At 61.6% G+C, this 19,164-nt stretch carries 20 protein-coding genes; 8 read left to right on the top strand and 12 right to left on the bottom strand.

Annotation, left to right across the window (positions count from 1 at the left end):
• Positions 1-52 precede the first annotated feature (52 nt).
• Positions 53-973, top strand: a complete 921-nt coding sequence (locus tag CAF76_RS17545) for a LysR family transcriptional regulator (RefSeq protein ID WP_039764497.1) — start codon at positions 53-55, stop codon at positions 971-973.
• Positions 974-1,067: 94 nt separating this feature from the next.
• On the opposite strand, the gene CAF76_RS17540 is transcribed toward CAF76_RS17545, so the two are convergent.
• Positions 1,068-2,081, bottom strand: a complete 1,014-nt coding sequence (locus tag CAF76_RS17540) for an ABC transporter substrate-binding protein (RefSeq protein ID WP_085647921.1) — start codon at positions 2,079-2,081, stop codon at positions 1,068-1,070.
• Between the two features lie 309 nt (positions 2,082-2,390).
• Between CAF76_RS17540 and CAF76_RS17535 the strand changes: the two genes are divergently transcribed.
• From CAF76_RS17535 to CAF76_RS17525, 3 genes are read left to right on the top strand one after another with little or no spacing between them, the layout of a single operon-like run.
• On the top strand, positions 2,391-3,989 hold the full coding sequence (locus tag CAF76_RS17535; RefSeq protein ID WP_085647920.1) for an ABC transporter permease: 1,599 nt from the start codon (positions 2,391-2,393) through the stop codon (positions 3,987-3,989).
• Complete coding sequence (locus CAF76_RS17530; protein ID WP_085647919.1) at positions 3,986-4,801, top strand: ABC transporter ATP-binding protein; 816 nt, start codon at positions 3,986-3,988, stop codon at positions 4,799-4,801. Before CAF76_RS17535 ends, CAF76_RS17530 begins: the two co-directional genes overlap by 4 nt.
• 14 nt (positions 4,802-4,815) lie before the next feature.
• Positions 4,816-6,426, top strand: coding sequence for an arylsulfatase (locus tag CAF76_RS17525; RefSeq protein WP_085647918.1), 1,611 nt, complete (start codon positions 4,816-4,818; stop codon positions 6,424-6,426).
• A 236-nt stretch (positions 6,427-6,662) separates the two neighbouring features.
• Here the strand turns inward: CAF76_RS17525 and CAF76_RS17520 are convergent, their stop codons facing one another.
• Entirely contained in the window at positions 6,663-7,736 is a 1,074-nt protein-coding gene (locus tag CAF76_RS17520; RefSeq protein WP_085647917.1) for a fatty acid desaturase, read from the bottom strand.
• A gap of 100 nt (positions 7,737-7,836) precedes the next feature.
• Here CAF76_RS17520 and CAF76_RS17515 point away from each other — a divergent pair, with 100 nt between their 5' ends.
• Positions 7,837-8,841 (top strand): AraC family transcriptional regulator, encoded by a 1,005-nt coding sequence (locus tag CAF76_RS17515; protein ID WP_064592655.1) that lies wholly within the window; start codon positions 7,837-7,839, stop codon positions 8,839-8,841.
• A gap of 15 nt (positions 8,842-8,856) precedes the next feature.
• Here CAF76_RS17515 and CAF76_RS17510 read toward each other — a convergent pair whose 3' ends face one another.
• The 4 genes from CAF76_RS17510 to CAF76_RS17495 form a co-directional block, all read right to left on the bottom strand.
• Positions 8,857-10,080 carry a type II toxin-antitoxin system HipA family toxin gene (locus CAF76_RS17510; RefSeq protein WP_085647916.1) on the bottom strand — a complete coding sequence of 408 codons (1,224 nt, stop codon included), beginning with the start codon at positions 10,078-10,080 and terminating at the stop codon, positions 8,857-8,859.
• Entirely contained in the window at positions 10,073-10,321 is a 249-nt protein-coding gene (locus tag CAF76_RS17505) for a helix-turn-helix domain-containing protein (protein WP_085647915.1), read from the bottom strand. The genes CAF76_RS17510 and CAF76_RS17505 overlap by 8 nt, the downstream gene beginning before the upstream one ends.
• A gap of 113 nt (positions 10,322-10,434) precedes the next feature.
• Positions 10,435-11,823: a heavy metal sensor histidine kinase gene (locus CAF76_RS17500; RefSeq protein ID WP_085647914.1), complete on the bottom strand. Its 1,389-nt coding sequence runs from the start codon at positions 11,821-11,823 to the stop codon at positions 10,435-10,437.
• Positions 11,813-12,493: a heavy metal response regulator transcription factor gene (locus CAF76_RS17495; RefSeq protein WP_011331911.1), complete on the bottom strand. Its 681-nt coding sequence runs from the start codon at positions 12,491-12,493 to the stop codon at positions 11,813-11,815. Before CAF76_RS17495 ends, CAF76_RS17500 begins: the two co-directional genes overlap by 11 nt.
• Before the next feature lie 136 nt (positions 12,494-12,629).
• Between CAF76_RS17495 and CAF76_RS17490 the strand changes: the two genes are divergently transcribed.
• The gene (locus CAF76_RS17490) at positions 12,630-13,112 is read left to right on the top strand and encodes a heme-binding protein (RefSeq protein ID WP_085647913.1); all 483 of its coding nucleotides are present in this window, start codon (positions 12,630-12,632) and stop codon (positions 13,110-13,112) included.
• A 16-nt stretch (positions 13,113-13,128) separates the two neighbouring features.
• Complete coding sequence (gene uraH, locus CAF76_RS17485) at positions 13,129-13,539, top strand: hydroxyisourate hydrolase (RefSeq protein WP_064592647.1); 411 nt, start codon at positions 13,129-13,131, stop codon at positions 13,537-13,539.
• A 61-nt stretch (positions 13,540-13,600) separates the two neighbouring features.
• Here uraH and CAF76_RS17480 read toward each other — a convergent pair whose 3' ends face one another.
• Positions 13,601-14,284 carry a Crp/Fnr family transcriptional regulator gene (locus tag CAF76_RS17480; protein ID WP_064592639.1) on the bottom strand — a complete coding sequence of 228 codons (684 nt, stop codon included), beginning with the start codon at positions 14,282-14,284 and terminating at the stop codon, positions 13,601-13,603.
• A gap of 85 nt (positions 14,285-14,369) precedes the next feature.
• Here CAF76_RS17480 and CAF76_RS17475 point away from each other — a divergent pair, with 85 nt between their 5' ends.
• Complete coding sequence (locus tag CAF76_RS17475; RefSeq protein WP_085647912.1) at positions 14,370-14,894, top strand: DUF962 domain-containing protein; 525 nt, start codon at positions 14,370-14,372, stop codon at positions 14,892-14,894.
• Between the two features lie 123 nt (positions 14,895-15,017).
• Here CAF76_RS17475 and CAF76_RS17470 read toward each other — a convergent pair whose 3' ends face one another.
• The 5 genes from CAF76_RS17470 to oscA form a co-directional block, all read right to left on the bottom strand.
• Positions 15,018-16,007 carry a sulfate/molybdate ABC transporter ATP-binding protein gene (locus tag CAF76_RS17470; RefSeq protein WP_074689378.1) on the bottom strand — a complete coding sequence of 330 codons (990 nt, stop codon included), beginning with the start codon at positions 16,005-16,007 and terminating at the stop codon, positions 15,018-15,020.
• 3 nt (positions 16,008-16,010) lie between these two features.
• On the bottom strand, positions 16,011-16,883 hold the full coding sequence (cysW, locus tag CAF76_RS17465; protein WP_011331905.1) for a sulfate ABC transporter permease subunit CysW: 873 nt from the start codon (positions 16,881-16,883) through the stop codon (positions 16,011-16,013).
• A gap of 13 nt (positions 16,884-16,896) precedes the next feature.
• A complete protein-coding gene (gene cysT, locus CAF76_RS17460; RefSeq protein ID WP_007952818.1) occupies positions 16,897-17,715 on the bottom strand; it encodes a sulfate ABC transporter permease subunit CysT in 819 nt (272 codons plus the stop codon).
• Between the two features lie 71 nt (positions 17,716-17,786).
• A complete protein-coding gene (locus tag CAF76_RS17455) occupies positions 17,787-18,800 on the bottom strand; it encodes a sulfate ABC transporter substrate-binding protein (protein WP_011331904.1) in 1,014 nt (337 codons plus the stop codon).
• A gap of 139 nt (positions 18,801-18,939) precedes the next feature.
• Positions 18,940-19,122 (bottom strand): sulfur starvation response protein OscA, encoded by a 183-nt coding sequence (gene oscA, locus CAF76_RS17450; RefSeq protein ID WP_039772974.1) that lies wholly within the window; start codon positions 19,120-19,122, stop codon positions 18,940-18,942.
• Positions 19,123-19,164 lie beyond the last annotated feature (42 nt).

Raw genomic sequence — 19,164 nt, 5'->3', positions numbered from 1 at the left:
GCAACCTCGTCGCAAATGCCTTCGAGCTATTTTTAGGATGCCGGAAAAGCATATGGATCTTCGCCAGTTGCGCTACTTCATCGCCCTCAACGAACACCGCAGTTTTGTCCGCGCGGCCGACGCCATGGGCATCACTCAACCGGCGTTCAGCCGCAGCATTCAAGGGCTGGAGCAGGAGTTCGGCTGCGTGCTGGTGGATCGCGGCAACAAGGATCTGCGCCCCACGCCCGAAGGCCAGGTGGTGCTGCAACACGCCCTGACCCTGGTGCAAGGCGCGGCATTGCTCAGCGCCGAGGTGACGCAGATGACCAAGCTCGACGCCGGCGAACTGCACTTCGGTTGCGGCCCGGCGCCGGCAGTGAAACTGGTGCCGGACGCGGTGGCGCAATTCATCAATGCGCACCCGAAAGTGCGCACCTGTTTTCAGGTGGATAACTGGGAAAAACTCAGCCGCGCCCTGAGCCGCGAGGAGATCGAATTCTTTATCGCCGACATTCGCCATTTCGAATCCGACCCGAACTTCCAGACCCAGCCGCTGACACCCAAGCGCGGGGTGTTTTTCTGCCGGCCGGGGCATCCGCTGCTCGCCAAGGAAAGCCTGTCGACCAACGACATGTTCGACTATCCGCTGGCGACCACGCTGATCCCGCCAGGCATTCGCAAATTGCTGGCGAATCTCAGCGGACGGATCGACTTTTCGCCGACCATCGAGACCGAGCACTTTCCGGCGCTGGTGAAAGTGGTGCTGCAATCCAACGCGATCGGCGTCGGTACTGAAGAGGCGTTCGTCGAGGATATTGCCCAGGGCTCGCTGGCGCTGCTGCACTGGCGCAATCTGCCGCAGAACCTGGAGAGCATGAATGCGCGGTGCGGGATTGTGAGCCGCACGGGATTCCGGCTGTCGCCGGCAGCGCGGGCGATGATTGAGACGTTGGTGGCAGTGGATAAACAGGAAATCAGCGTCGCGGTTTGAGGTCGTCATCGCCAGCAGGCTGGCTCCCACATGAAATGCATCCAATTGTGGGAGCCAGCCTGCTGGCGATGAGGTCTGTTCTGGCGCTAAAAATTCAAAGCTTCGCAGCCGCCAGCTCTGGCGCCACCCACTCGTTCACCTTGAACGGCTTGCGAATCAGCTTCTGCTGCGCCGCCAGGTCCACCTTGCCCTGCAGGTTCTGAAGGAACAGCGGGTCCAGTGTCGACGGGAACACTTCGCTCAGGTTCTGATCCTTCAGATCCTGGGTCAGGATCACCGGCGGATAGCTCGCCAGCCCCGACACAAGCTGCACATAGGCGTCCTTGTTGCTGTCCTGCGTCAACCACTCCACTGCCTGTTGCTGCGCCTTGAGCAGCTTCGCCACGGCTTCCGGATGCCCGTCGACAAACTTGCCGGTGCCCACCAGCACCGACTGCACACTGCCGGCGCCACCGAGATCCTTGGTATTCAATGGCAGCTCAGCCAGTCCTTTGGCCTGCAACGCGGTCAGCCCGGAACTGCCCCACGACGCATCGATCTGCTTCGCCGCCAGCGCCGCTACCGCTGCGTTGAAATCGAGGTTGATCACTTTCACGTCCTTCTCGCTCAAACCCACGCTGGCCAGCGCCGCATCGAACGACAACTGGGTCGCGGTGCCGCGGAAGATCGCTACGCGCTTGCCTTTGAGATCCTGCAGCGTCTTGATCCCCGAACCCGGCACCACGCCGAGGTATTGCTTCACGCCCCGGGCGCTGGCGCTGAGCAGGCGCGTATCCAGACCGTTGGACTTGCCGATGATGGCCGCCAGATCTCCGAGATAGGCCAGGTCCACTTGGCCGTTGGCGAACGCTTCGTTGATCACCGGTCCAGCGCCCTTGAAGAAGCTCCACTGAATCTTGATGCCTTGATCGGCGAAGGCCTTTTCGAAGATCTGCTGATCGCGCAGCACGTCCACGATGCCCCCGCCGCTGTGCTGGGTACCCGCGCTCAGATCAGGCACGGCAATCCTGATTTCCTTGAGCTCGTCGGCCTGGGCAGAGAACGCCAGCAGCCCCGCCAGCGCCGGCGCGGCAAACAGACTGATGACACGTTTGAAAGGAAGGTTCATGGGTGCGGCTCCTGATCACGGCGGGCATTGAGGAGCCGAAAGTAGGCATATTCCGCATCAACGTTTAAATACTTAAAAAGCACATTTTTATAGCTTTAAACGCTAAGCCAGAGTGCACAGGGCCTGTAGATCGATATGCATGCAGAGCATCGAAAATATTCTCCGAATGCATTGGATGCGCATGGGCTGGAGGCCTTAAATGGTCTGGCTTATCTCCCAATAGCATTGAATTGAATTTTTATATATCAAATTTGCATACCGCACTTCCATGAAGGCAGGCCTGCCTGCAACCCGACAACGGAGGTCACCATGGCCCGACAATCCCTGCTCAGCCTGCCGCTGCCCGCACCACCGCTGAAAGCACTGCGCTCATGGCCAAGCCTTGGCCAGCGTGTGCTGCCGTGGCTGCTGCCCCTCTCCCTGTTCGCCCTGTGGTGGCTGGCGGCGCGCAATCAATGGATGAGCGAACAGATCCTGCCCGCGCCTTCACTGGTGTGGAGCAGCGCGATCGAGCTGTCCCAGGGCGAGTTGTGGAGTCATTTGTGGATCAGCCTGCAACGGTTGTTCTGGGGACTGCTGGCGGGTGTTAGCGCCGGCGCAGTGCTCGGTGCGGCGCTGGGCTTCAGCCGCCGCCTCGAGCGCCTGATCTTCCCGACGTTCGCCGGCCTGGCCCAGGTGCCGACGCTAGCGTGGATTCCGTTGTTCATGGTGTTTTTCGGCATCGGCGAAACGCTGAAACTGGTGGTGCTGGTCAAAGCCATCGTGGTGCCGGTAACCCTGCACACGCTGGTCGGCGTGCGTGACGCACAACCGAAACTGCGTGAAGCCGCCGCTGTTTTACGTTTGCCGCCACGCCTGCTGATTCGCCGCCTGGTGCTGCCCGCCGCCCTCCCCGCATTCATGGCCGGCGTGCGTCTGGCGCTGGCCGCTGGCTGGACCTCGTTGCTTGCGGTCGAGCTGCTGGCCTCCAGCGAAGGCATCGGTTACCTGATGGTGTGGGCGCGTCAGCTGTTCATGCTCGACATCGTATTCGTGTGCATCGTCGTAATCGGTCTGATCGGCGTGGCGATGGATCGCGGCATCGGTCTGCTGGACAAAAAACTGGTGCACTGGCCGCACCCGGCCACGGCGGAAATTCGTCGCGGCCCACGCTACGAAGGCTGGCAGCGCGTGCAGCCATGGCTGCTGCCACTGGCGCTGTTTGCGTTGTGGCAACTGGCGGTCGACCAGCAATGGATCGATGCCAACATTCTGGTCAGCCCATGGGTGGTGCTTGAGGCAACCCAAAACGGATTGCTCGACGGCACGTTGATCTCCGGCATGGCCCTGAGCCTGGGCCGCACACTTGGCGGCCTGTTGATTGGCGGCGGTCTCGGCCTCGGGCTGGGTTTGCTGCTGGGTCTGTCACGCACCAGCGAACGCGTGCTCGGCCCGACCCTCGCCGCCCTGCGCCAGATCGCGATTTTCGCCTGGGTGCCGCTGCTCACCGCGTGGTTCGGTCTGGGCGAACTGGCGAAATGGGTGTTCGTCGCCCTCGCCGCGTTCTTTCCGTTGTTTGTCGCGACCCAACGCAGCGTCGCCAACCTCTCGCCGCAACTCAACGAAGCCGCGCAGGTGCTGCGCCTGAGCCTCGCCCAACGCCTGCGCCGACTGGTCCTGCCGGGCGCCGCACCGGGGATTTTCGCCGGCCTGCGCCTGAGCCTGATCTACGCCTGGCTCGGCACCATCGGCGCCGAATATTTCATGCCGTCCAACGGCGGCATCGGCAGCCAGATGATCGGCGCCCAACAACTGCTGCGCATGGACCTGATCATGGCCGGGATGCTGCTGGTCGGCCTCACCGGCGCCCTGCTCAACCTCATTGGCCAACGCCTGGAAATCCGCGCCACCCGCTGGAGACACGCATGAACGCACCGATTGTCAGCTTCACCCACGTAGGCAAGTCCTTCGACGTCGACGGTTTCGAACTGGAGGCGATTCGCGAATTCAATCTGGACATTGCCGAAGGCGAATTCGTCGCCATCGTCGGTTCCAGCGGCTGTGGCAAATCCACTTTGCTGCGCTTGCTGGTGGGCCTCGACACGCAGTTTCGCGGGCAGATCAGCGTCGACGGCAAAGCCGTCAGCGGTATCGGCGGCGAGCGCGGCATCGTGTTTCAGGAACACCGTTTGTTCCCGTGGCTGACGGTGGCCGACAACATCGGCCTGGGCCTGGTCAACGAGCCGCTGGCTGCCTCCGAAAAGCAGCAACGCATCAACGATTTCATCGAGCTGGTGGGCCTGCGCGACTTCACCCGCGCCTACCCGCATCAGCTCTCCGGCGGCATGGCCCAACGCGTGGCGATTGCTCGCGGGTTGGTGGCAAGCCCACGGATCCTGCTGCTCGACGAACCCTTCGGCGCCCTCGATGCGCTCACCCGCCAGCAGATGCAGGACGAGCTGCTGGCGATTCGCGAGCGGGCAAAGATCACCACGATTCTGGTCACCCACGATGTCGAGGAAGCGATTTTCCTCGCCGACCGCGTGGTGGTGATGGAACCGCGCCCCGGCCGGATCAAGCGGGTGGTGGACATCGCCCTGCCCCATCCGCGCCAACGCAGCAGTTTCGACTTTCATCAGCTGCGCGAAGAACTGCTGCACGAGCTGACCAGTGACGACCATTACCAACCGAGCGCACCGGTGCAGATCCGCGATCTGCCGCTGTCGTTCATTGCCTGCTGAACAGGAGCCTGTCGATGCCGCAACGTCCCAACTTTCTGGTGATTCTGGCCGATGACCTCGGTTTCTCCGACATCGGCGCGTTCGGTGGCGAAATCGCCACGCCAAACCTCGATGCCCTGGCCAACAATGGCCTGCGCCTGACCGATTTTCACGCTGCACCGACCTGCTCGCCGACCCGCTCGATGCTGCTCACCGGCACCGACCACCACATCGCCGGTATCGGCACCATGGCCGAAGCACTGACCCCGGAGCTGATCGGCAAACCGGGTTACGAGGGTTACCTCAACGATCGGGTCGTCGCGCTGCCGGAGTTGCTGCGCGAAGCGGGTTACCAGACCTTGATGAGCGGCAAATGGCACCTGGGCCTGACCGCCGAACTGGCGCCCCACGCCCGTGGTTTCGAGCGTTCATTCTCGCTGCTGCCCGGCGCGGCCAACCACTACGGCTTCGAACCGACCTACGATGAACACACGCCCGGCCTGCTGAAATCCACCCCGGCGCTGTACATCGAGGACGACACGTTCATCGACGAATTGCCCAAGGATTTCTATTCCTCCGACGCCTTCGGCGACAAGCTGTTGCAGTACCTCAAGGAGCGCGATCAGAGCCGACCGTTCTTCGCCTACCTGCCGTTTTCCGCGCCGCACTGGCCGTTGCAGGCGCCCGCCGACATCGTCGAAAAATACCGTGGCCGCTACGACGCGGGCCCCGAAGTCTTGCGCCTCGATCGTCTGGAAAAGCTCAAGTCGCTGGGACTGATCGAACCGGATGTCGAACCGCACCCGCTGATCCAGCTGACCGCGCAATGGGACGCGCTGAGCGATGAACAAAAATGCATTTCCGCCCGGGCGATGGAAGTCTACGCCGCGATGGTCGAGCGCATGGACTGGAACATCGGCCGCGTCGTCGACTACCTGCGTCAGCAGGGCCAGCTCGACAACACCTTCATCCTGTTCATGTCCGACAACGGTGCCGAAGGTGCGCTGCTGGAAGCCTTTCCGAAATTCGGTCCGGAGCTGATGACGTATCTGAACCAGCATTACGACAACAGCCTCGACAACATCGGCCGCGCCAATTCCTATGTCTGGTACGGGCCGAACTGGGCGCAGGTGGCGACCGCGCCGTCGCGCCTGTTCAAGGCGTTCACCACCGAGGGCGGGATTCGCGTTCCGGCGCTGCTGCACTATCCGCAACTGCCGCTGAAGGGGCAGATCAGCCACGGTTTCGGCACGGTGATGGACATCACGCCGACCATCCTCGATCTGGCCGGCGTGCGCCATCCGGGCAAGCAATGGCACGGCAAACCGGTGGCGCCGTTGCGCGGGAAATCGTGGCTGGGTTTTTTGTCCGGCGAGACAGCGCAGGTGCATGACGAACACACCGTCACCGGTTGGGAATTGTTCGGGCGCCGGGCGATTCGGCAGGGGCAGTGGAAGGCGGTGTGGATCCCCGGGCCGGTCGGGCCGGCGACCTGGCAGCTTTACGATCTTGGGAGTGATCCGGGGGAGATTCATGACCTGGCGGCCAGTCAGCCGCAGAAGCTTGAAGCGCTGATCGAGCATTGGCAGCGGTATGTGGAGGAGACCGGGGTGATTCTGAGTGAGTCGCCGTTTCAGCCGGATTGAGGGCAGGATCAAAAGCCCTCCCTCACCCCAGCCCTCCCGAAACGTCGGACCGCCCGGAGGGAGAGGGAGCTGACCGAGGTGTCTTTCGCTATACATCGACCTGAGAAACCGAGTTGATTGTGGATTCGGTAAAGCACTTTCAAGTCGGTGTATCTCCCGAATATCCCCCAATCAGTCCCCTCTCCCTCCGGGAGAGGGTTAGGGTGAGGGCTGGATCTCCAGCCGAAAACACAAAGTCAGTTCACCTCGATCGCCTTACCCGCCAACCCTTCATTCTCCTTGCGAACAAACCGGTTCGCCCGCCCGAACGTCCCGAAATCGTTAAACCGAACCCCCATCTCCCGCATCACCTTATGCGCCACCGGCACCGTCAGCTGGCGGATGTAAAACGGCTCCTTCACCACGAAATGATGAATCCCGTGACTGCTGCCGAAGTTGAAGCAGAACGCCTGCAACGGCCACAGCCACCAAGGATTCAGCACCTGACATTGCTGCAGCACATTGCCCGGTTCCACATCCCCGTAGTAATGCATGTTGGAGCTGATGAAGTGCAGGCAAAACGTACGCAACACGTTCGGGCCAATGATCACCACGGCGGCGATGTCGATCACCTGCATCACTGAAAGCGTGGTCGCCGACCATTCAATCGGCGAGCCCATCAAGTAAGCGACGCCATTGGCCGCATGGAATCCGAGAAACACATACCACGCCCCCCAATGCACCAGCGCCAGCGGCGCGTAGACCTTCAGCGTGCGTTTGATGATGCTGAACTTGTGCGCCCAGGTCTTGGCCCGGAGCATGCGGATGAATGCCGACATCACGTTGTCACCGACCATCAGCAACCGCGCGAAACCCCAGGGTTCGCCGTTGGTGATCGCCCGTTCTTCCATGTCGGTTTCGGTGCCGGACACCTTGTGATGATTGAGGTGCAAATGGCGGCGAATCCAGGGGTTGATCGTGCTCGGCCGCGCCAGCCACACCAGGCCCATCATCAGGTTGTGCGGCACCCGCTGTTTGCGGAAATACATGCTGTGGATCAGGTCGTGCTCTAGCTCATGGGTCAGCGAAGCGAAAAACGCGTTGAATAGCAGACACGCCCACCACGCCATGTGCCCGCTGATATACAGCGCCGCCGAACCGATCATTCCGGCCAGGGCAAAGGCGAGAATCCCGGCGCCGAGTGCATCCTGATGCTTGAGAATCGGGTAGCGCTCGCGCAGCTCCACGCCCTTGGCCAGCACCACTTCGCGAATATGCGCTGATCGCTGGGCAGCATTGTGTCGCTGGGGACTTGCAGAAGTACGGTCCATGCTTCCATCCTCTGGTTATTGATGTTCGCATCCTGCCTCGCGCGGACTCCAAACGCGGTAGCCGAGAACGCCAACCTGTTGACCGGAAGCGCCAATCAGCATGAAGGAACCGACTTCTCTCGCCAGCTGGACCCGTGCCCTGCGCAAGCAACTCGACGCGCTGGGGCTGGACAGCACTGCCCTGTGCCGGCAGGCCGGGCTCGATCCGCAACTGATGGATGACCCGAACGCCCGCTATCCGTTGTCCGCCACCACGCGCCTGTGGGAAATCGCGGTGCAGGTCAGCGGCGATCCGGCGATTGGTTTGCGGGTGTCGCGGTTCGTCAGCCCCACGACCTTTCACGCACTGGGCTATGCGTTGGTGGCCAGCGGCAGCCTGCGGGAAGTGTTCGAGCGGATCGTGCGTTATCACCAGGTGGTCAGCGACGCGCTGGAACTGGAGCTGACCCGCACCGAGGACCGCTACCGCTTTCGCCTGAAAATCCCGGCCGGCAATCCGGCCCCGGCCTTCGAAGCCATCGACGCCTTTGCCGCCATCTACGTGCGCACCTGCCGCAATCGCCTGGGCCGCGACTACGCGCCACTGGCGGTGTACCTGCGTCGCCCGGAACCGGTCGATGCGCATCAATGGCACAAGGTGTTCCGCTCGCCGGTGCACTTTTCCGCCGAAGAAGACCGGATCGAATTCGCCCTCACCGACTTCGACAGTCACCTCGACGACGCCAACCCGGAGCTGGCCGAACACAACGAAGCCGTGCTCAAACGCACCCTCGCCCAGCTCAAACCGCTGACCTGGGAGCGCAAGGTACGCGACGCCATCGAAGAACAACTGCCCGAAGGCGAACCCAGCGCCGAACGCATCGCCCAGGCCCTGCACCTGAGCCTGCGCAGCCTGCAACGGCATCTGGCGGACGAGGGTTGCCGCTTCGACACCCTGCTGAATGAAAGCCGCGAAAACCTCGCGCTGCTGCACCTGCGCGATCCGCAATGCTCGCTGAGCGAGGTCAGTTACCTGTTGGGATTTGCCGATACCAGCAGCTTCAGCCGTGCGTTCAAACGCTGGACCGGGATGACGCCGGGGCAGTTTCGGGATCAGTTGCGCTGAGCGCAAATGGGTCGCTCAACCCTTGGTCAGACTGCGCTCAATCCCGGATTCCCACTGCTCGATCATTGCCGTACCTACCTCGGCGAACGACTGATGGGTTCGGCAATGCTCAAGCATTTCCGCCATCGCCGTCTGCATGCCATGAACAACCTGCTGCAGTAGTTCATTGCACCGGCCTTCAGTGAGATTGCACGCCGTACGGCCGAAGCGCATCAGCGCCTTGTACTTGGGCCATGCCTTCGACCCGCCCAACAGCAAGGCCAGGCTGTCGTTCCTGATGTAAACCGATGTGGTGATGATGTCGTAAGCCGGGGCTAGCCGGATCGAAGCCTGCGCGCCGCAATGGTCATACAGCACACCGAAGTTCTTCAGATGCGCATCGCCGTTTTTCAGTCCCGCTGACAGCGCCACGATCTTGAAAAAAGCTTCCAGCGCCTGACTCAACAGCGCAGGAGAAACAAAGGCTTTAATCTGTCGGGCAGCGCCTTCGTAAGAACCATCGTATTTGGCTCTGGAAGGCCAGCCATTGAGTACGCAAAAGTCCTCGAAACCCAGATAGCCATGCTCAGTCAGGTCAAAACGCTCGACCACCAGAAACTTGCCCTGCTCACTCAATTCAAACTTTGGCACTTCAAGTCCGCTAAGCGCTGCGGCGCGCATACAGAAGTATTCGTTGGTCGCCAGCTCAGGAAACTCTTCGGGACGGAAGGCTTTGACCAGATGTGTGGAGCCTCGGTGAGTCAGGCGATCAACTGCTGCCGCGCTATCGCGCACCAGCACTTTGGGCTGCACGCCCGAAACCCCGGAGTATTGGCCGTACTTCTGTAGCAAATCTTCGAACAGTCCCTGGGCACCGTCATGCACCAAAAGCTCGGCCAGTGATGTTTCGGGCTGACGCTCGGTTGCCGACTCACTGGTAATCGCCAGCCGTCCCAACTGATGCGGTCCGACGATAGCGAGCAAGGCGAAATCATCAAAACCGCGCACTGCTTTACTGAAGCGTCGAACCAGCTCATCGCGCAGCGCGCCTTCCGGCAGATTCATTTCGAAGACAGGATGAATGCCCCGCTCCCAGCCGTAGCTCTCCAACCGGGTCGGCATTGTCAGCGACACTGCATTCTCGTCGATGGCGTCCTCGCGATAACTGAACACACTGTCCATGCCCGGCTGCCCTCGACCGAGCGTTCCGACCGGGCTATCAGCGACGGTGATGTGCAAGCGATCTGTCGGCTCAGTCATGGAAATTGACCTTCTGCAACGCGTCGAGTGTCGGACGTTGTGCTCTCACGGGAATCGCTGTCAGCTCATAGCCAAAGCCGTTGAGGATCGCCTCGACTTTGCGCAGACCAATTTCAGAAATCGTATTGTTTTCGATACCCGAAATGGTGGCGCGGCTCATGCCGTAACGTTGCGCCAACGCTTGCTGCGAGAGTTTTTGCGCTTTGCGCAGAGTTCTGATCAGTTCGCCCAACTGTTCCATGACACACCATTGCATTATATGCAGTGCAATAAAGCGTAATTAAAAGTATATGCATCGTATTCGATGCCAATTCCGGGCAAGTCTAGCTCATATGAAACGGCATATGCGGTCGATTAGCGACGGGTTACAAATCCAAGCTCAAAAACCGTACCCGTTGCATCACTGCTGACCCGCACCCGCCCCCCATGCAACTGCATGATCGACCGCACGATTGCCAGTCCCAATCCGCCGGAGTCTCCCGGCTCCGCGCGGGACGGGTCGACGCGGTAGAAGCGGTCGAACAGTTTGCCCAGATGCTCATCCGCGATCACCGGGCCGAGGTTGTGCACTTGCAGCCAGCACAGGCCTGGTTCATCGCGTCGGCGCAGGCTGATGGCCGAGCCGGCATCAGCATGGCGTACGGCGTTGGCCAACAGGTTGCCCAAGGCGCGTTGCAGCAGTTGCTGATCCGCCAGCAATTCTCCGCTGAACGTGTTTTCCAGACGGATTTCCCGGTCATCGGCCAAGGCTTCGAAGTAGTCGCATAACTCATCGCCGATTTCGTGCAACTTCAGCGTGCGCAGATCGAGCGCGCGTTCAGCCTGCTCTGCGCGAGCGAGAAACATCAGGTTCTCGGCCATGCGCTTGAGCCGTTCGAATTCTTCCATGTTCGACGCCAGCACTTCCTGATACTCGGTGCTGCTGCGCGGGTGATTCAGTGCCTGGCCGTTGCTGGCGAGCAAGGTGTGCAGGGGCGTGCGGATTTCGTGGGCGAGGTCGGCGGAAAACTGTGAGAGGCGCTGGAAGCCGTCGTCCAGCCGTACGAGCATGCCGTTCAGCGCGTGTACCGGCTCCAGCAATTCCGCCGGCGTGCTGGCGGTGGGAACGCGTTGGTCGAGGCTGCGCAGGTCGATGCCGCGCAGTGCTTCACTCAGCTTGCGCAGAGGCCGCAAACCTCGGCGCAACAGCATCAGGCCCAGCGTGAAAGCGAGTACGGCACCAACGCCGACGGCCAGATACAAGCGCAGGCGATAGCTGCCGAGCATCTGTTCGCGCTCGCTCAATACCTTGCCGGCGATCACGGTCAGCGCTTCACCGTTCGGCCCTTGGGCCTGACCTGACAACAGGGCCAGCTCGACACCGTCCGCCGCCTGCCAGGTCAGCACATCGCGGCGTTGCGGCGGTTGATCCCGGGGGATGGCCTGCACGGGCGGCAGTGCGCGTTGGCGAGGGTTGATCGTGATCACATTCGAGCCGTCAGCGCGTTGCACCAGCAGCAGACTGTCGAGGTTGCCGAGCATGTTCTGGTACAGCCGTGGCCGCGCCTGCAGGGCGTCGAGGCTGTCGCTGTCGGCAAGCAGCGCGCGCACCTGTTCCAGACGGCCGAGCAAGGCCATGTCGTCGCGCCAGGCGATTTCCGAGGCCAGCGAGCGATACAGGAACACGCCAATCGCGCTGAGTACCAGCGCACAGACGACAGCGAACGCCAGGGCCAGGCGCCAGGCGATGGATCTAGCGCGCATCGTCGGGCGCTTCGAGTTGATAGCCGACCCCGCGCACGGTGTGGATCAGTTTCGGCATGTACGGATCATCGACTTTCGAACGAAGTCGACGCACCGCGACTTCGACCATGTTGGTGTCGCTGTCGAAATTCAGGTTCCACACCTGCGAGGCGATCAGCGTGCGCGACAGCACTTCACCCTGACGGCTGGCGAGCAGATGCAGCAGGGCGAATTCCTTGTTGGTCAGGGCAATGCGCTGGCCGCCCCGGCTGACCCGGCGGCGCAGTACGTCGATTTCCAGATCGGCGATGTTGTACGACTCGGCTTCACGCAGGGGGCCGCGCCGCAACAACGTGCGCACCCGCGCCAGCAATTCGGCGAAGGCGAACGGCTTGAGCAAATAGTCATCGGCCCCCAGTTCGAGGCCGCGCACGCGGTCTTCGATGGCGTCCTTCGCCGTCAGGAACAGCACCGGCGTGGCGCCGCGCTGGCGGATCAGCTGGAGCAATTGCCAGCCGTTGAGGCCCGGCAGCATCACGTCGAGGATGATCAGGTCATATTCCTGCTGCTCAATAAAGTAGCGACCGTCGAGGCCATTCAGCGCCACGTCCACGGCAAAACCCGACTCTCCCAGCCCTTTGGCGATGAAGTTCGCGGTTTTGGCTTCATCTTCTACGACCAGCAAACGCATGGCACACCTCGATTGATCAGAGACACAGGCTAGGCCCCTTCGGCGATATTGCCCATTACAAACTTGTAATCCGACTGACGAGGTTTCGACGGGGACCGGCGGATAAGGTGGTGGCCTTCGCTTTTGGAGCCTGCCCATGTCCGTCAAATACCTGCTTGCCAGCCTCGCGATCGGCCTCAGCGGCGCGGCGCACGCCACGCCTGAGCTGCCCCGTCACGCCGATCTCGATCTGAAAACCGCGCGGCTGCTGGCCGACGCGGCGCTGGAAAACTGCACCGCCACGGTGTCGGTGCTCGACCGTGGCGGCAACCTGTTGGTGACCTTGCGCGGCGACGGTATCGGCCCGCACAACACCGCCGCCAGCCAACGCAAGGCCTACACCGCACTATCGACGAAAACCCCGACTCGACTGTTCGCCGAGCGCGCCCGCAACAACCCAGAAACCGCCAACCTCAACACCCTTGATGAGTTGCTGTTACTCGGCGGCGGCATCCCGTTGTTTGCCGGGAAAGAACTGGTCGGCGCCATGGGCGTGGCCGGTTCCGGCGGTGGCGAACAGGACGAAACCTGCGCAATCAAGGCCGCCGAAATCGTCGGCCTGTCCATCAACCGTACTTGAACCGAGGAACATCACCATGACCCCACTGCGCATGACTTTCACCGCGCTTGGATTGAGCGCCTTTTCGAGCCTGGCGCTGGCCGCCGGCAACCCGCTGAGCGTACACGTACTCAATCTGGAAAACGGCCTGCCGTCGCCGGGCATCAACGTGACGCTGGAACGTCATGTCGGCCAGGACTGGCAGCCGCTGGCGCAGGGCACCACCAATGAACAGGGACGGATCGCCGAACTGTTCCCGGCGAACAAGCCGTTCGAGGCCGGTGAGTATCGGGTGGTGTTCAAGACTGGCGAGTACTTCGAGAAGGCGAAGCACGAGACGTTTTTTCCGGAGATTCCGGTGATTTTTAAAGTGAAGCAGACGGACCAGCACTATCACATTCCGCTGCTGCTCAGCCCTTATGGCTTCTCGACGTATCGCGGTTCGTAAAAACAACATCGATCCAATGAGGGAGCGGGCAAGCCCGCTCCCACAGGGAAACCCGTGTTCTTCAGAGGGTCGCCAGCGCGCGCAGTCGCACAGCGTCGAGGATTTCGATCTCGCCATAACTCAAGCCGATAATCCCCTGCCCCTGCAACTCCTTGAGGATCTGGTTGGTGGTCTGCCGCGACAGCGACAGCATCGACGCCAACTGCTCCTGAGGCAGTTGCAGCACGCGGCGCGGCGGGTCCAGTTCGCCATAGCCCTCGGCGATCATCAGCAAGCGATGAGCCAGACGTGCCGGGGCCGGCAGCAGGCTCAGCTGTTCGAGGTTGATGAAGGTCAGGCGCAGTTTGTGGCTCATCAACAACGCCAGATGTCGCCAGTAAACGGGTCGCTCATCGAGCAGTTGCAGCAGTGTGGCCTGGGGAATGTTCAGCAGCGTGCAGGGCCCGACCGCGTAGGCATCGTGGGTGCGCGGCTGGCCGTCGAACAGGCAGATTTCGCCGAACCAGTGCGGCGCCTCCACCAGACTCAGCAACGCCTCCTTGCCCTGCTCGCTGACCGCGCCGATGCGTACCGCGCCGTCGAGCACCGCGTACAGCCCGCACGGCGCATCGCCGCGCTGGAACAGCCGCTGCCCCGTCGTCAGCCGCCGCTCCCGGGCCGCCGCCAGCAGACTATCCTGAAAGGACGAGGGCAGATGACTGAACCATTGCCCGGTCAGCAGGCGCTCGCGCCAGACCTTATCCATGCGTTCTCCGAAAGATTGTCGCCTGCCTGACAGAGCGAGCCGTGAACCCGGGGCATGATTCGATCACCCTACAGGAGGAACAACAATGAAAAGCCTCGTCGATCATTTGAGTCAATACGCCGCTTACCACCGTGACCCGCGCAACATCGCCAGCCACTTTATCGGGATTCCGCTGATTGTGGTGGCGGTGGCCGTGCTGTTGTCGCGGCCGGAATGGTCGGTGGGCGGGTTGTGGATTTCCCCGGCGGTGATCGCCGCCCTTGCTTCGGCGTGGTTTTACCTGCGCCTGGAACTGAAGCTCGGAGTGTTGATGACCGTGTTGATGGGGCTGTCGGTCTGGGCCGGGCATGTATTGGCGCAGCAGAGCACCATGGTCTGGCTCAGCAGCGGTCTGGCGATGTTTGTGATTGGCTGGGTGATCCAGTTTGTCGGGCACCACTATGAAGGGCGCAAACCGGCGTTTGTCGATGACTTGAGCGGGTTGATTGTCGGGCCGCTGTTTGTGGTGGCCGAACTGGCGTTCCTGCTCGGGATGCGGCATGAGCTGAAAGAGCAGATCGAGGCGCGGGCGGGTGTGGTGCGGGTCAATCCGCATCGCGCGGCTGTCTGAACCACTGCCCCGCTCGCTCGTTCCCACGCTCTACGTGGGAATGAATCCCGTGACGCTCCGCCTCACAGTGGACGCGGAGCGTCCATAGCGGCGTTCCCACGCAGAGCGTGGGAACGAGCGAGATCAAACGTTGGCGACTTTCTGCCAGACCTTCGGCTTGAAGAACAACGTCTCCCCCTTGGCCAACCCGGTCAGGCTATCGTGGTCTTTCACCACTTCCGCCTCGATCAGATCAGCCTGCCCCTCAACCTTCAACGTCACCCGCGTGGTCGCACCCAGCGGCCGGATATCGCGGACTTCGGCGGCGTGGTGATCCTCCAGTTCATGCCGCGACAGCGACACTTCGTGCGGGCGGAACAGCACGTGGTTGTCATCGCCCAGATGCAGACGGTTCGAATCGCCGAGGAAGTGATAGACGAAATCGCTGGCCGGGTTTTCGTAGACGTCGCCCGGTGAGCCGATCTGCTCGATCACGCCCTTGTTCATCACCACGATGCGGTCGGCCACTTCCATCGCTTCTTCCTGATCGTGGGTGACGAACACCGAGGTCAGGTTGATGTCTTCGTGCAGGCGCGCCAGCCAGCGGCGCAGCTCTTTGCGCACCTTGGCGTCGAGAGCACCGAACGGCTCATCGAGCAGCAGCACTTTCGGCTCTACCGCCAGGGCACGGGCCAGGGCGATACGCTGACGCTGGCCGCCGGACAGTTGCTCCGGATAACGATCCGACAGCCAGTCCAGTTGCACCATGTTCAGCAGCTCGTGAACCTTGGTCGCGATCTGGCTTTCGTTCGGGCGCTGGTTTTTTGGTTTCATGCGCAGGCCGAACGCGACGTTGTCGAACACCGTCATGTGGCGGAACAGGGCGTAGTGCTGGAACACGAAACCGACGTTGCGATCCCGCACGTCGTGGCCGGACACATCTTCGCCGTGGAACACGATGTTGCCGTTATCCGGGGTTTCCAGACCGGCAATGATGCGCAGCAAGGTGGTCTTGCCGCAGCCGGACGGGCCGAGCAGCGCCACCAGTTCACCGCTGTGGATGTCCAGGCTGATGTTGTCCAGCGCCTTGAACGCATTGAAATTCTTGCTGACGTTACGCACTTCGATCGACATGAATTATTCCTCCGCGGCGCTGGCGCGCAGGCGGTTGATACGGTTTTCGCTCCACTGCTTGAGCAGCAGGATGAAGAGCGCCAGGATCAGCAACAGGCTCGCCACGGCGAACGCGGCCACGTGGTTGTATTCGTTGTAGAGGATCTCGACGTGCAGCGGCAAGGTGTTGGTCACCCCGCGAATGTGCCCGGAAACCACCGACACCGCACCGAACTCACCCATGGCCCGCGCAGTACACAGCACCACGCCATAGATCAGGCCCCATTTGATGTTGGGGACGGTCACGTGCCAGAACATCTGCCAGCCATTGGCGCCGAGCAGGCGCGCGGCTTCCTCTTCCTGAGTGCCTTGTTCCTGCATCAGCGGGATCAGCTCACGGGCCACGAATGGCACGGTGACGAAGATCGTCGCCAGCACGATGCCCGGCAGGGCGAAGACGATCTGGATGTCGTGATCCTGCAGCCACGGCCCGAACAGGCCCTGGGCGCCGAACATCAACACGTAGACCAGACCGGCGATCACCGGCGATACCGAAAACGGCAAGTCGATCAGCGTCACCAGCATGCTCTTGCCGCGGAACGAGTACTTGCTCACGCACCACGCGGCGCTGACACCGAACACCAGGTTCAGCGGCACCGACACCAGCACCGCGATCACGGTGAGTTTCAGCGCCGACAAGGCATCCGGTTCAAAGATCGCAGTGAAGAATGCGCCGAGGCCGTTCTTCAATCCCTGCGACACCACGATGAACAGCGGCAGCAGCAGAAACAGGAAGAAAATCAGCCAGCCGAGGCCGATCAGGATCCGCCGCGAAGTGGCGCTGCCACGGCGGGCGGCGTTGGCCGAGGAAGCGGCCGCAATAGACGATTGGGACATGGTTCGCGCCTCCTTATGGGGTTTCGATGCGCCGCTGCAGCAAGTTGATCAGCAGCAACAGGACGAAGGAAACCACCAGCATCAACACGCCGATGGAGGTAGCGCCGGTGTAATCGTACTGGTCGAGCTTGACCATGATCAGCAGCGGCAGGATCTCGGTTTTCATCGGCATGTTGCCGGCGATGAATATCACCGAACCGTACTCGCCGACGCCACGGGCGAACGCCAGGGCGAAACCGGTCAGCCAGGCCGGCAACAGCGCCGGCAGCAGAATGTGGCGAAACACCTGCAACGGTTTGGCACCGAGGCACGCCGCCGCTTCTTCGACCTCACGCGGAATGTCCGCCAGCACCGGCTGCACCGTGCGCACCACGAACGGCAGGGTCACGAAGGTCAGCGCCAGGGTGATCCCGAGTGGGGTGTAGGCGATCTTGAAACCGAGGTCGGCGGCGAACTGCCCGACCAGTCCGGTCGGCGTGTACAGCGCCGTCAGCGCAATACCGGCCACGGCGGTCGGCAGGGCGAATGGCAGATCGATCATCGCGTCGATCACCTTGCGTCCCGGGAACGTGTAGCGCACGAGCACCCAGGCCAGCAACGTGCCGATGATGCCGTTGATGATCGCGGCGCACAGCGCGGTGCCGAAGCTCAGCTTCAGTGCGGCGAGCACGCGGGGCGCGGAGATGATCGTCCAGAACTGGTCCCAGGTGAGTTGGGCGGCGTGGACGAACATCGCCGCCAGCGGGATTAGCACAATCAGGCTGAGGTACACCAAGGTGTAGCCCAGCGTCAGCCCGAAGCCGGGTATGACGGGGGAGATACGACGCGACATAAAAGTCCTTGGTTTGAGAACGCACAAAGCCCCGACGGTTAAATCGGGGCTCGTTTATGACCTATTTCAGATTACTGCGCCTGATAGATCTGGTCGAACACGCCACCGTCGTTGAAGAATTTCGGCTGCGCGGTTTTCCAGCCGCCGAAGTCCTTGTCGATGGTCACCAGCTCCAGTTTCGGGAACTGCTGGGCGTACTTGGCCGCCACGTCCTTGTCACGCGGGCGATAGAAGTTCTTCGCCGCGATTTCCTGGCCGGCCGGGCTGTACAGGTGCTTGAGGTAGGCTTCGGCGATCTGCTCGTTGCCCTTCTTCTCGGCGTTCTTGTCGACCACAGCCACCGGTGGTTCGGCGAGGATCGACAGCGAAGGCACGACGATGTCGAACTTGTCCTTGCCGCCGTCTTCCTTCAGCGCCAGGAAGGCTTCGTTTTCCCAGGCCAGCAACACGTCACCCTGACCGTTGTTGACGAAGGTGATGGTCGAGCCACGGGCGCCGGTGTCCAGAACCGGTACGTGTTTGAACAGGGTTTGTACGTATTCCTTGGCTTTCGCTTCGTTGCCGCCGTTGGCTTTCAGGCCGTAGGCCCACGCCGCGAGGAAGTTCCAGCGTGCACCGCCGGAGGTTTTCGGGTTCGGGGTGATCACCGAGACGTCATTCTTGATCAGATCGCCCCAGTCCTTGATGCCTTTCGGGTTGCCCTTGCGCACCAGGAACACAATGGTCGAGGTGTAAGGAGTGCTGGCGTCCGGCAGACGCTTCTGCCAGTCGGCCGGCAGGGTCTTGCCGAGCTTGGCGATTTCGTCGATGTCGCCGGCCAGGGCCAGGGTCACGACGTCGGCGCGCAGACCGTCGATCACCGCACGGCCCTGCTTGCCCGAACCGCCGTGGGATTGCTGGATTTTCACGGTGTCGCCGGCGTGCTCCGACTGCCAGTACTTCACGAACTCGGCGTTGTAATCCTGATACAGCTCGCGTGTCGGGTCATACGACACGTTGAGCAGTTCGTAATCCTTGGCAACCGCGGAACCGGCAAACACAGCACTGGCCAGGGCGGCCAAAGCGTAACGGCGAATCGACGACATGGTGAAAGCTCCTGGAATTCTTGGTGGTGGCTTTTTCTTATGGATTGCGAAAATCGGGTTGCCTGTAAAGATCACCGCCTGCGCCCACTCTTGCATTGATCCCCGGCAAGAGCGGGCGCAGGCTGGAATCTTTCTGGGTTCAGCTCGGTTTGTTGCCCGGTTGCTGCAAGCGGAATTTCTCTTTGCGTTCGATCTGGACCACCTGGGCGTTATGCACAGTGATTTCCACCGCGCCGAAACGCAGGTCGCGCAAGGCGCTCTGGATTTCACGCAGGATGGTGCTTTCGTCCTGACCGTCAACGCTACGCAGGGATGCGCTCATGGTGCTGCTCCTTTGTATGGGATATGCCTGGCAGTGGGCGGC

The sequence above is a fragment of the Pseudomonas sp. B40(2017) genome (assembly GCF_002112855.1).
GTDB lineage: Bacteria > Pseudomonadota > Gammaproteobacteria > Pseudomonadales > Pseudomonadaceae > Aquipseudomonas > Aquipseudomonas pharyngis.
The sequence above is the reverse complement of the archived record's forward strand: the minus strand, read 5'-3'. Positions and strand labels throughout refer to the sequence as shown.

Excerpts from the sequence above, each read along its gene's own strand:
- CAF76_RS17500 (WP_085647914.1), bottom strand. The coding sequence starts at position 11,823 with ATGCGCGCTAGATCCATCGCCTGGCGCCTGGCCCTGGCGTTCGCTGTC.
- uraH (WP_064592647.1), top strand. The coding sequence starts at position 13,129 with ATGACCCCACTGCGCATGACTTTCACCGCGCTTGGATTGAGCGCCTTT.
- CAF76_RS17470 (WP_074689378.1), bottom strand. The coding sequence starts at position 16,007 with ATGTCGATCGAAGTGCGTAACGTCAGCAAGAATTTCAATGCGTTCAAG.
- cysW (WP_011331905.1), bottom strand. The coding sequence starts at position 16,883 with ATGTCCCAATCGTCTATTGCGGCCGCTTCCTCGGCCAACGCCGCCCGC.
- CAF76_RS17540 (WP_085647921.1), bottom strand. The coding sequence starts at position 2,081 with ATGAACCTTCCTTTCAAACGTGTCATCAGTCTGTTTGCCGCGCCGGCG.
- CAF76_RS17520 (WP_085647917.1), bottom strand. The coding sequence starts at position 7,736 with ATGGACCGTACTTCTGCAAGTCCCCAGCGACACAATGCTGCCCAGCGA.
- CAF76_RS17480 (WP_064592639.1), bottom strand. The coding sequence starts at position 14,284 with ATGGATAAGGTCTGGCGCGAGCGCCTGCTGACCGGGCAATGGTTCAGT.
- CAF76_RS17535 (WP_085647920.1), top strand. The coding sequence starts at position 2,391 with ATGGCCCGACAATCCCTGCTCAGCCTGCCGCTGCCCGCACCACCGCTG.
- CAF76_RS17515 (WP_064592655.1), top strand. The coding sequence starts at position 7,837 with ATGAAGGAACCGACTTCTCTCGCCAGCTGGACCCGTGCCCTGCGCAAG.
- CAF76_RS17495 (WP_011331911.1), bottom strand. The coding sequence starts at position 12,493 with ATGCGTTTGCTGGTCGTAGAAGATGAAGCCAAAACCGCGAACTTCATC.
- cysT (WP_007952818.1), bottom strand. The coding sequence starts at position 17,715 with ATGTCGCGTCGTATCTCCCCCGTCATACCCGGCTTCGGGCTGACGCTG.
- CAF76_RS17530 (WP_085647919.1), top strand. The coding sequence starts at position 3,986 with ATGAACGCACCGATTGTCAGCTTCACCCACGTAGGCAAGTCCTTCGAC.
- CAF76_RS17505 (WP_085647915.1), bottom strand. The coding sequence starts at position 10,321 with ATGGAACAGTTGGGCGAACTGATCAGAACTCTGCGCAAAGCGCAAAAA.
- CAF76_RS17475 (WP_085647912.1), top strand. The coding sequence starts at position 14,370 with ATGAAAAGCCTCGTCGATCATTTGAGTCAATACGCCGCTTACCACCGT.
- oscA (WP_039772974.1), bottom strand. The coding sequence starts at position 19,122 with ATGAGCGCATCCCTGCGTAGCGTTGACGGTCAGGACGAAAGCACCATC.
- CAF76_RS17545 (WP_039764497.1), top strand. The coding sequence starts at position 53 with ATGGATCTTCGCCAGTTGCGCTACTTCATCGCCCTCAACGAACACCGC.
- CAF76_RS17510 (WP_085647916.1), bottom strand. The coding sequence starts at position 10,080 with ATGACTGAGCCGACAGATCGCTTGCACATCACCGTCGCTGATAGCCCG.
- CAF76_RS17525 (WP_085647918.1), top strand. The coding sequence starts at position 4,816 with ATGCCGCAACGTCCCAACTTTCTGGTGATTCTGGCCGATGACCTCGGT.
- CAF76_RS17455 (WP_011331904.1), bottom strand. The coding sequence starts at position 18,800 with ATGTCGTCGATTCGCCGTTACGCTTTGGCCGCCCTGGCCAGTGCTGTG.
- CAF76_RS17490 (WP_085647913.1), top strand. The coding sequence starts at position 12,630 with ATGTCCGTCAAATACCTGCTTGCCAGCCTCGCGATCGGCCTCAGCGGC.